This is a genomic window from Microcystis sp. LE18-22.4A (genome assembly GCF_027531105.1).
In the GTDB taxonomy this organism is placed as follows: domain Bacteria; phylum Cyanobacteriota; class Cyanobacteriia; order Cyanobacteriales; family Microcystaceae; genus Microcystis; species Microcystis aeruginosa.
In genome coordinates this window covers 1-8,917 of record NZ_JAPZRB010000369.1, presented here as the reverse complement: position 1 = coordinate 8,917, position 8,917 = coordinate 1, and the positions used below count along the sequence as shown (strand labels likewise).

15 protein-coding genes are annotated in these 8,917 nt (G+C 39.3%); 11 read left to right on the top strand and 4 right to left on the bottom strand.

The window, feature by feature from the left end; translation table 11 throughout:
* Nucleotides 1-50: 50 nt before the first annotated feature.
* Together O9295_RS27920 and O9295_RS16580 are read right to left on the bottom strand one after the other, a co-directional pair.
* Entirely contained in the window at nt 51-368 is a 318-nt protein-coding gene (locus O9295_RS27920; protein ID WP_249264926.1) for a ParE family toxin-like protein, read from the bottom strand.
* On the bottom strand, nt 365-595 hold the full coding sequence (locus tag O9295_RS16580) for a hypothetical protein (protein ID WP_002752916.1): 231 nt from the start codon (nt 593-595) through the stop codon (nt 365-367). The genes O9295_RS27920 and O9295_RS16580 overlap by 4 nt, the downstream gene beginning before the upstream one ends.
* Before the next feature lie 152 nt (nt 596-747).
* Here O9295_RS16580 and O9295_RS16575 point away from each other — a divergent pair, with 152 nt between their 5' ends.
* The 10 genes from O9295_RS16575 (at nt 748) to O9295_RS16530 (ending at nt 6,448) form a co-directional block, all read left to right on the top strand.
* Nucleotides 748-870 carry a hypothetical protein gene (locus tag O9295_RS16575; RefSeq protein ID WP_004157510.1) on the top strand — a complete coding sequence of 41 codons (123 nt, stop codon included), beginning with the start codon at nt 748-750 and terminating at the stop codon, nt 868-870.
* Nucleotides 871-881: 11 nt separating this feature from the next.
* Complete coding sequence (locus O9295_RS16570) at nt 882-1,202, top strand: hemolysin XhlA family protein (protein ID WP_002780010.1); 321 nt, start codon at nt 882-884, stop codon at nt 1,200-1,202.
* Nucleotides 1,203-1,400: 198 nt separating this feature from the next.
* A complete protein-coding gene (locus tag O9295_RS16565; RefSeq protein ID WP_288033939.1) occupies nt 1,401-3,086 on the top strand; it encodes a serine/threonine-protein kinase in 1,686 nt (561 codons plus the stop codon).
* Between the two features lie 589 nt (nt 3,087-3,675).
* Nucleotides 3,676-4,068 (top strand): type II toxin-antitoxin system RelE/ParE family toxin, encoded by a 393-nt coding sequence (locus tag O9295_RS16560; RefSeq protein WP_002775262.1) that lies wholly within the window; start codon nt 3,676-3,678, stop codon nt 4,066-4,068.
* Nucleotides 4,061-4,357, top strand: coding sequence for a helix-turn-helix domain-containing protein (locus tag O9295_RS16555; RefSeq protein WP_002731911.1), 297 nt, complete (start codon nt 4,061-4,063; stop codon nt 4,355-4,357). The genes O9295_RS16560 and O9295_RS16555 overlap by 8 nt, the downstream gene beginning before the upstream one ends.
* Nucleotides 4,358-4,792: 435 nt before the next feature.
* On the top strand, nt 4,793-5,167 hold the full coding sequence (locus O9295_RS16550) for a type II toxin-antitoxin system RelE/ParE family toxin (protein WP_002734817.1): 375 nt from the start codon (nt 4,793-4,795) through the stop codon (nt 5,165-5,167).
* Nucleotides 5,164-5,469, top strand: coding sequence for a helix-turn-helix domain-containing protein (locus O9295_RS16545; protein WP_002732780.1), 306 nt, complete (start codon nt 5,164-5,166; stop codon nt 5,467-5,469). Before O9295_RS16550 ends, O9295_RS16545 begins: the two co-directional genes overlap by 4 nt.
* A 56-nt stretch (nt 5,470-5,525) precedes the next feature.
* Nucleotides 5,526-5,723: a hypothetical protein gene (locus O9295_RS16540; RefSeq protein WP_249267830.1), complete on the top strand. Its 198-nt coding sequence runs from the start codon at nt 5,526-5,528 to the stop codon at nt 5,721-5,723.
* 109 nt (nt 5,724-5,832) lie between these two features.
* Nucleotides 5,833-6,069: a type II toxin-antitoxin system VapB15 family antitoxin gene (gene vap15 / locus O9295_RS16535; RefSeq protein ID WP_002762933.1), complete on the top strand. Its 237-nt coding sequence runs from the start codon at nt 5,833-5,835 to the stop codon at nt 6,067-6,069.
* Nucleotides 6,047-6,448 carry a putative toxin-antitoxin system toxin component, PIN family gene (locus tag O9295_RS16530; RefSeq protein WP_287737887.1) on the top strand — a complete coding sequence of 134 codons (402 nt, stop codon included), beginning with the start codon at nt 6,047-6,049 and terminating at the stop codon, nt 6,446-6,448. Before vap15 ends, O9295_RS16530 begins: the two co-directional genes overlap by 23 nt.
* A gap of 93 nt (nt 6,449-6,541) precedes the next feature.
* On the opposite strand, the gene O9295_RS16525 is transcribed toward O9295_RS16530, so the two are convergent.
* Complete coding sequence (locus O9295_RS16525; protein ID WP_002762931.1) at nt 6,542-6,799, bottom strand: hypothetical protein; 258 nt, start codon at nt 6,797-6,799, stop codon at nt 6,542-6,544.
* A gap of 261 nt (nt 6,800-7,060) precedes the next feature.
* Between O9295_RS16525 and O9295_RS16520 the strand changes: the two genes are divergently transcribed.
* A protein-coding gene (locus O9295_RS16520; protein ID WP_288033937.1) for an IS630-like element ISMae25 family transposase occupies nt 7,061-8,238 on the top strand; the annotation gives its coding sequence in 2 pieces (ribosomal slippage) (nt 7,061-7,502 and nt 7,502-8,238; 1,179 coding nt in all).
* A 168-nt stretch (nt 8,239-8,406) separates the two neighbouring features.
* On the opposite strand, the gene O9295_RS16515 is transcribed toward O9295_RS16520, so the two are convergent.
* A complete protein-coding gene (locus O9295_RS16515) occupies nt 8,407-8,766 on the bottom strand; it encodes a type II toxin-antitoxin system VapC family toxin (protein WP_002796231.1) in 360 nt (119 codons plus the stop codon).
* Between the last annotated feature and the right edge of the window lie 151 nt (nt 8,767-8,917).

Here is an 8,917-nt window from a genome sequence, read left to right as displayed (position 1 = left end):
TGGTGTGGGGTAAAATCGAAACGAATAGGCTTTTTCCATGTCCTTTCACACTAGCATATATTTCGTAAACGATGCTCATATTTAACAGTAAAGCCGTCGTAGAACGACGGGGTTTCAGACCCAAATTTTCGATGATCGCCAATCCAAAACCAGGTCACTGTATCCCCTGACAGCACTCCCAAAGCTCGATGACTCTTCGTTACACGCACTGACCAAATATCTTCGTCGCTGTCAATACACTTAAAATGTAACGATGGATGAAACGGATTCTCTACCCATAACCGATATGCTTTCTTGGCTCCGGCTTTGACTGCTGGCTTCAAGTCGCGATACTTCTGCCAAAATGAAGGCAATGTTGCGGAATTCATAGCTGCTCATAATCCATCGGCGTGGACAAGCCTGCTGCAATCTCTTCTTTGGCTTTCCGTGCTGCTGCGACTAGATTATTCTTCGTCTGTTTAAACGACTGATCCCATCGTTTTTCTTCTTCAATTTCTGCAATATAAGCTCGAACATACTCTACTAACTGCTCTTGAAGCTCATCAGGCAGAGACTCAACCATCTTGATGATCGTGGTAATAGCAGGAGAGGGCATGGTATCTATCAGCGCAGTAGGTTTTCTCTATTCTACAACGTCCACCGCAAACCCAAAATGATATGATCTTTGTTTCCTCTGTGTCTGGAGTGGTTTTTATTAATGAGCCTTGCTCAAAACCAAACAATTCATAATTCAAGAGCGAGGTATTTATGGGTAAAGAAGAAGAACTACTTGAACAATGGCGAGAACTGACACCGGAAAAGCAACAAAAAGTTTTACAATTTGTTCAAACACTGAAATCTAAGTCAGAAACAACAGCACCACTTAATTAGGAGTCTAACCCATGAGCGGCCTCACCATCGAAACCGATTTAGGAAAAATCCTAGACCAGATTAATCAGAATCTTAAAGAGACCAATCAGAAGCTAGACGCGCTCCAGAAAGATGTCACAGAGATCAAGATTGTTCAAGTCAGATTCGAGGCCGAAGTCAAGGGAGATCTCAAGGCATTACAGGGAGAATTCAACACCTTACAAGGTGATCTAAAAGAGATTAAAGGCTCCCAGAAAGCCCAAATTTGGGCATTAATTACCATCTTGGCAACAGCAGTTATCGGAACTGTCATCCGCTTTGTCATCACTGTTCCCCCTGTTAGCAACCCCTAACTTCCACTGCCGGGGAACAGGCTTCTGGTTCCTGTTTGATATTCAGGTAGAATTAATGATAGAATTGGTGCGTTACGGCGGATTGTTAATTTTGGTTTTTTGACGGGATTTGTAACCGCTTAAGGGAGCCTACACATCTTCTCTCAATGAGATCATCAATTTTTTTTAGGTACTTAATCAAATTTCTCCAGATGATTTATGAGTATCCTCTACTGTCTCAATCCCGAATGTTCCCATCCTCAAAATCCGACTCATTATAGCTATTGTCAAGGATGTGGCGGAAATTTAAGCCAAACTAGCCAATCATATTCTTTTCATAGCCGTTATCTCATTGTCGGAGTATTAGGCGAAGGCGCATTCGGTAGAACTTATCAAGCTAAGGACTTGAATTTTAATCGCAAACCCCGGGTTATTAAAAAATTTATTGCTCAAATGCAGGGAGCTGCTCTGGAGAAGTCTAAGGAGTTATTTCAAAGAGAAGCGGAAAAATTAGACGAATTAAAACACGAACAAATTCCCACCGTTTATGATTATTTCTCTCAGGGGAACTCCCTCTATTTAGTGCAGGAGTTTATTGAAGGAGAAACCCTGCTTCAAGAGTATCAAAGAGAAGGAAGATTTAGTGAACAGAAAATCAAGGAAATATTACAGCAATTATTACCAGTCCTTGTCTATCTCCATTCTAAAGGATTGATCCATCGTGACATCAAACCGGATAATCTGATGCGTCGTCGGAGTGACGGTAAATTGATGTTAATTGATTTTGGGGGAATTAAAGAGCAAACCTCCCAAATGGGGACGGGTTTATATACTCCGGGTTATGCTGCTTATGAACATATCATGGGCAGTGCAGTCGCCGCTAGTGATTTATATAGTTTAGCCGCTACCTGTGTCCGTTTATTAACAGGATGTTTCCCCCAAAGTAACAGTAATTTGCCTGATTCGGTCTATGATGTGAATCAGCGGCGATGGTTATGGCAATCGGTATTAAAATCGCAAAAAAGATCAATTAGTGATTTTTTAGCGAATCTCCTCAACAAGATGTTAGAAGATAAGTCTAGTCAGCGCTATCAATCAGCTTCGGAAGTTCTGACAGTGTTGAATAATCTTCCCTCAAGTAGAACTGTAGTACAATCTCGTCCCGTTTCACCTCCTTCTACTAAACGTAAATGGCTATATAACGGCATTGGGATGATTGTATTTGGGGGGGTGATCGGACTAGCAATTTACAGTATAGGCAATTATAATTTAGGAGATAATCAAGGGGCGATTGCGGATCAAAATCAAGCGATTAAACTCAATTCTGACGATGCTGTAGCCTACTATAATAATGGAGTTGATAAGTATAATTTAGGAGATAATCAAGGGGCTATCAAGGACTTTAATCAAGCAATTCAAATCAATCCTGACTATGCTAATGCCTACTATGATCGCGGAAGTGCTAAGTCTAATTTAGGAGATAAACTAGGAGCGATCAAGGACTACAATCAAGCAATTCAAATCAATCCTGATGATGCTGATTTCTACAATAATCGCGGATGGGCTAAGTATAATTTAGGAGATAAACAAGGGGCGATTGCGGACTACAATCAAGCGATAAAACTCAATCCCAACTTTGCTTTTCCCTACAATAATCGCGGATGGGCTAAGTATAATTTAGGAGATAAACAAGGGGCGATTGCCGACTACAATCAAGCAATTAAACTCAATCCTGACTTTGCTGTTCCCTACTATAATCGCGGTTTAATATACAAAGAATTAAATGACAATGAAAAGGCAATTAAGGATTTTCGCCAAGCATCCCAACTTCATCGACAACAAAATAATCAAACTTGGTATCAAAACTCTCTGGATAGACTAAAAGAATTAGGTGTTTCCAATTAAATTCTTGTAGGGAGTTAACACCGTTAAGTAGCTTGTAGGGTGTGTTAGGCGCATATTTAAAGGAGATTTGTTATAATTAAATTATGATTGCGCCGTAACGCACCATCTTAAGAAAATTGGTGCGTTACGCTATCACTAACGCACCCGACAAGAGCCGCCACTGTGTCTGGAGTGGTTTTTATTATGATTATTTAACTGCTACCGCATATCCCCCCGTAGCAATCTCTCCCTAGTAACAGGTTTCTAGTTCCTGTTTGATATTCAGGTAGAATGAATGATATAATTGGTGCGTGGGGCGTGGCTCTCTCGTTTAAAAGCTTGTAACCTGTAGAATATAACAATCTCAGGTCTTTTATCAAGTCTAATTTTAGGGGGTTTGCTCACGAAAACATCAGCTTTTGGGGAACTCGATACTTAACGATGTTGATGTCTATTATCGCAAAATTTCTAAGTTTAATTTAGGGGATAAACAAGGGGTGATCGCATAATTCTTTTCAACGAGGTTATGAGATATCCAGCAATTCGATACCCATCACCATCACCTGATTACATTTATTGATTTTTCATCGCATACTATTTCAAAAGAAACGTGCCAAAGACAAAAATCATCTTTTATCAAGAAGCAGAAGGCATCTCACCCGTTGTTGAGTGGCTTCAGAAATTACTCAAAACTGATAAAAAAGGATTTGCCAAATGTATAACCAAAATCGAACAACTTGCCGCACAAGGTCATGAACTGCGCCGCCCTGCTGCCGATTATCTCAGAAATGATATCTGGGAGCTTAGAGCCAAACAGGGAACCATACAATATCGAATCCTCTATTTTTATCATGGTCAAAATATAGCAATTATTGGTCATGCTCTTATCAAAAAAACTTCCGCCGTTCCCTCACAAGACATCGAGAGAATTATCCAAAGAAAAGCACAATTTAAACAAAATCCAGAACTTCATACTTATCAAGGAGAAATAAACAATGCCTAAAACCACAGATGCCGTAAAAATCATTCACCAAATGATTGCAGACGATCCCACAATCAAAGAACAAATTGCCCTAGAATCCCTCAACTCAGAAATCGCACAATTGATTTATGACGCTCGTATGAATGCTGGATTAACTCAACAACAACTAGCCGACCTAATCCATGTTGAGCAATCCGTTATTGAAGATCTAGAAGACGCTGACTATCAAGACAATCCCCTAATAATGCTACAAAAAATTGCCACTGCCCTTAATCAACGAGTCAAAATGAGCCTTGTTAGTAGCTTGTAGGGTGCGTGTTTGCGCGTATTTAAAGGAAATTTGTTAATAATTAAACTATTACCGCGCCGTAACGCACCATCTTAAGAAAATTGGTGTGTTACGCTATCACTAACGCACCCTACAAGAGCCGCTACTGTGTCTGGAGTGGTTTTTATTATGATTATTTAACTGCTACCGAATATCCCCCCCGCAGTAATCTCTCCCTAGTAACAGGTTTCTAGTTCCTGTTTGATATTCAGGCAGAATGAATGATATAATTGGTGCGTGGGGCGTGGCTCTCTCGTTTAAAAGCTTGTAACCTGTAGAATATAACAATCTCAGGTTTTTTGTCAAGTCTAATTTTAGGGGGTTTGCTCACGGAAACATCAGCTTTTTGGGAACTCGATACTTGACACTATTTAATTTATCATTTGTTAGAAAACTCACATATATAAAAGCTTTAATATGCCAAAAATACAACTTATTTTTTACCAAGATGAAAGAGGTAATATACCAATTATAGAATGGCTTGATAGTCTTCCTGGCAAAGCTCAAAACAAATGCTTTATCAAATTACAAAGACTGGCAGAACTAGGATATGAATTACGCAGACCAGAAGCAGACTTTTTGCGGGACAAAATTTATGAATTGAGAGTTAATTTTAAAGGAATAAATTATAGAATTCTTTATTTCTTTTATAAAAACAAAGCTGTGGTCATTTCTCATGGTATAATTAAAGAAAAAGAAGTTCTACCACTGGAAATCGAGCAAGCAATTAAAAACAAAGCTAAATTTGAAAAAAATCCCGAATTACACACCTATTTTCAGGAGTTGATATGAATACACACCAAACGACAGCCGATGGCTTACAAATTCTTTACCAACGTTATTATGCTAATAATCCAGAACGTCAATTAGAATTAGAAAAGGCTCGTATTGATGACGAAGTAGCCAGAAAAATATTTAAGATTAAGGAAACACATCATCTTTCAACAAAAGCTTTAGCAGAATTAATTAATACTGATGAATCTATTATTGAAGCCTTAGAAAATGCTGACTATGAAGGAAACTCTTTTTTGTTGCTAAATCTCATCGCTACAGCCCTAAAAATAAAGGTTAAATTTGAATTAGTTTCAGCCTAATTGTTTCAGTAATTTGCTACAATGAGAATAAGCTGTCGCGCATTTAAACAATGACAATGATAAACCTAGAAACAATTGAAGAAGATATTGCGTCCCTTCCCCCCGACGCACAACAGACTATTCTTGAACTTGTAGATATTCTCAAAAAACGATATTCTCCCAACCCACAGGAAATGAAAGAGCAGCGAACAGAAGATTGGTCTGACTTTATCGGTTGTATAGAAGCTGAACCAGACCTTTCTTTTGAATTATGAATTATGAATTATCAAAAAGAATAGAAGAAACAAATAGATATTCGGGAACGTTGTTTTGAGTATGCACTGCGAGCAATTAAACTTTATCAATAAACAATAATTTGAGAAAATGAACCAAAAAACTTACCAACTAACCTTAAACTTTGACCAGATTTTAGATTTGGTTAAACAACTCCCAGAAAGTGACAAAATAAAACTCAGTAAAGAACTCGAAAAAGAAACTTTAAATCAAAAATTAACCCAACTTCTAGAAACCTTTAAAACTGATGAGCTTTCCCTAGAGACAATTACCGAAGAAGTGGAGGAAGTTAGGGCTGAAATTTATGGACAACAAGCCACCGATTAAAGTTATTATTGATACTAACCTTTGGATTAGCTTTCTTATTGGTAAACAGTTAGCCAAAACTCTTGTGCCGATTTTTTCTCCACAGCTACTTAATGAAATTAACCTTGTTACCAAAAGACCAAAATTACAAAAGCATTTTCCCAAAAGTAAAGTTCAAGAATTACTTGAACTTTTAAGCATAATTGGGTTATGTATTGAGACTAAATCAAAAATTAATATCTGTAGAGATGCTAAAGATAACTACCTTTTAGCCTTAGCCAAAGATAGTCAAGCTGACTTTTTAATTACAGGCGATCAACATTTATTAATTTTGCAACAATTTGGAATAACTAAAATTGTTACTTATCAACAATTTTTAGTAATCTGTAGATTGGGTTGAGGAACGAAACCCAACTCAATTATTTAAAAGTGTTGGGTTTCACTATCGTTCAACCCAACCTACGATAATACTTTATTGATGATCGCTGTCAATTTAATTGATGCCCGTAATATGTTGTAAAATCGTATCTAATTTTTGGTTAATCTCATCACGAAACTCTTCAAAATTCGATTGAAGCCGATCAACTTTATCTTCAAGATGATCAATTTCCTCATAGACTCGATCAAAACTCCGGTTTAGCTCTCTTCCTGTCACTTGGGTATCTTCCAGACGCTCCAGTCGCCGATTAAGACTCCTCAATTGACGCTCCACTTCATAATTTTTATCGTTCGGTTCCTGAGCTTGTGCCATAGGGAAAATTGTTGAATGAGAATGTCTTAACTCAATTATATGTTAACTTATTGACTAAATAAAGGATTCTACTTCTCTTAAATCAGCTTGTAGGGTGCGTGTTTGCGCGTATTTAAAGGAAATTTGTTAATAATTAAATTATTATCGCGCCGTAACGCACCATCTTAAGAAAATGGGTGCGTTACGCTATCACTAACGCACCCTAATGGACTGTTTCAGCTAAAATAGGGCAATAGCTCGAACAAGCAGAGGACATCAATCATGGGAAGAGGTCGGCGAGATAAAGTCAATCTAACAGGGGAACAAAGAGAAAACCTCGAACAAATCAGTCGTAATGGCTATGCACCAGCTAAAAAAATTCTCCACGCTCGGATTTTGCTGATGTGTGACGAGGGAGAACAGGCGAAAAGGAAATGGACAGATGAAGAAATAGGCGAAGCTTTAGAAGTTCATAGAAATACAGTGGGACGTATTCGTCAAAGATTTCTTCAAAAAGGCGAAAAACCAGCATTAGAACGGAAATCGAGAAAAACTCCCCCCACTCCGGCAAAAGTTGATGGAGCCGCCGCCGCCCAAATCATTGCCCTGTGCTGTTCGGAGCCACCATCTGGCCGAGCCGAGTGGACAATCCGACTATTAACCTCGGAACTCAAACAAAGACAAATTATCACCGAGATTTCCAGTCCAACGGTGTGGCGTACTCTAAAAAAAACCAATTACGCCCTTGGAAAACCCAAAGATACTGTATTCCGGAACAGGATTTAGCCCGATTTGTTGCCCAGATGGAAGTTGTCCTTGACCTGTATGGCACTCAGCCATCGGAAGAAGAACCGTTAATCGCGATGGATGAAGCATCAAAGCAACTACTTGGAGAAGTTTACCCTCCGATACCCATGCAACCTGGACAAGATAAAAAAGAAGACTATCACTATAGTCGTGAAGGGGTTCAAGCCTTGTTCATGTTTTTTGACCCCCATCGAGGATGGAGACGGGTGAGTAGCCGAGATAGTCGAACCCGAATAGATTGGGCAGAAGAAATTCGTCAATTATTGGATGTGGACTATCCAAAGGCTCGAAAAGTCAAGCTCGTCTGTGATAATCTCAACACTCATAACATAGCCTCGCTTTATGAAGCATTTCCAGCACCCGTTGCTCATCGTTTAGCTAGAAGACTGGAAATTTATTACACACCTCGTAATGGTAGCTGGTTAAATGTAGCCGAAACTGAACTAAGCGTCTTATCGAGGCAATGTTTAGATAGAAGGATTTCTAGCAAGGAAGAACTGAAAAGGGAGATAGAAACCTGGCAAAAAGAACGTAATCAGACTGCATCTACAGTAATATGGACGTTTACGACCAGCGATGCTAGGGTCAAGCTGAAACATCTTTATCCTGTGTTTGAGGAGGAGGAATCGGGAGAATCTATTGCACCAAATTAGCTGAAACAGTCCAGTAGGGTGCATTAAAGAAGTGTAATGCGCCTCGACAAACCTTAGCGTAAAAAGTTTGGGATATTCGCTCTATTTATAATCAAAACATTTGAACGAAAAAGCGAGAATTATATTATAAAAAATTCTATTGACAGCGATTGCCTTGCGAGCTCGCAATCATTGGGGTACCTGTACTTTATAAGCAATCTCAGAACCCAGCCTTGTAAAATGCTTTGGGTTGAGGGTTAACAGAACATCAGCCTGAGATTTGAGGACTGCTTGGGCGATAAGGGCATCAAAGATACCACCGCCAGGAAGCTGACGTTGCACCATTAGGTCAATAGCTGCCGTGTAATCTTCAGCAGTCAGCGAAACAGTCTCGAAGGTCTGTAGGTTATCGCGGATCAAGTTTTGGGCGACGGCAGGGGAGATTTTGGTTTTGGGAATGCGCGTTAGAACAGAATAGAGTTCTGCTAGGGTATGCGTGGCAATAAGTCCCTGAATTTGCTGGGATTGGGCTTGAAGGAGAAAGGGCAAGCAGGCCGAATGTTGACATCCTCGCCGCCCTAAAAGTGCGGCGATTCCTAAACCTCACGATTTAAGTTTCTGCTTCCACCACCGTCGCATACCACAGTTAAAAAACCATGTACTGTCTTACACAGAGTCCACAGACTTTCGCCCCATTTCA

Excerpts from the sequence above, each read along its gene's own strand:
- O9295_RS27920 (WP_249264926.1), bottom strand. The coding sequence starts at position 368 with ATGAATTCCGCAACATTGCCTTCATTTTGGCAGAAGTATCGCGACTTG.
- O9295_RS16580 (WP_002752916.1), bottom strand. The coding sequence starts at position 595 with ATGCCCTCTCCTGCTATTACCACGATCATCAAGATGGTTGAGTCTCTG.
- O9295_RS16575 (WP_004157510.1), top strand. The coding sequence starts at position 748 with ATGGGTAAAGAAGAAGAACTACTTGAACAATGGCGAGAACTGACACCG.
- O9295_RS16570 (WP_002780010.1), top strand. The coding sequence starts at position 882 with ATGAGCGGCCTCACCATCGAAACCGATTTAGGAAAAATCCTAGACCAG.
- O9295_RS16565 (WP_288033939.1), top strand. The coding sequence starts at position 1,401 with ATGAGTATCCTCTACTGTCTCAATCCCGAATGTTCCCATCCTCAAAAT.
- O9295_RS16555 (WP_002731911.1), top strand. The coding sequence starts at position 4,061 with ATGCCTAAAACCACAGATGCCGTAAAAATCATTCACCAAATGATTGCA.
- O9295_RS16550 (WP_002734817.1), top strand. The coding sequence starts at position 4,793 with ATGCCAAAAATACAACTTATTTTTTACCAAGATGAAAGAGGTAATATA.
- O9295_RS16545 (WP_002732780.1), top strand. The coding sequence starts at position 5,164 with ATGAATACACACCAAACGACAGCCGATGGCTTACAAATTCTTTACCAA.
- O9295_RS16540 (WP_249267830.1), top strand. The coding sequence starts at position 5,526 with ATGATAAACCTAGAAACAATTGAAGAAGATATTGCGTCCCTTCCCCCC.
- vap15 (WP_002762933.1), top strand. The coding sequence starts at position 5,833 with ATGAACCAAAAAACTTACCAACTAACCTTAAACTTTGACCAGATTTTA.
- O9295_RS16530 (WP_287737887.1), top strand. The coding sequence starts at position 6,047 with ATGGACAACAAGCCACCGATTAAAGTTATTATTGATACTAACCTTTGG.
- O9295_RS16525 (WP_002762931.1), bottom strand. The coding sequence starts at position 6,799 with ATGGCACAAGCTCAGGAACCGAACGATAAAAATTATGAAGTGGAGCGT.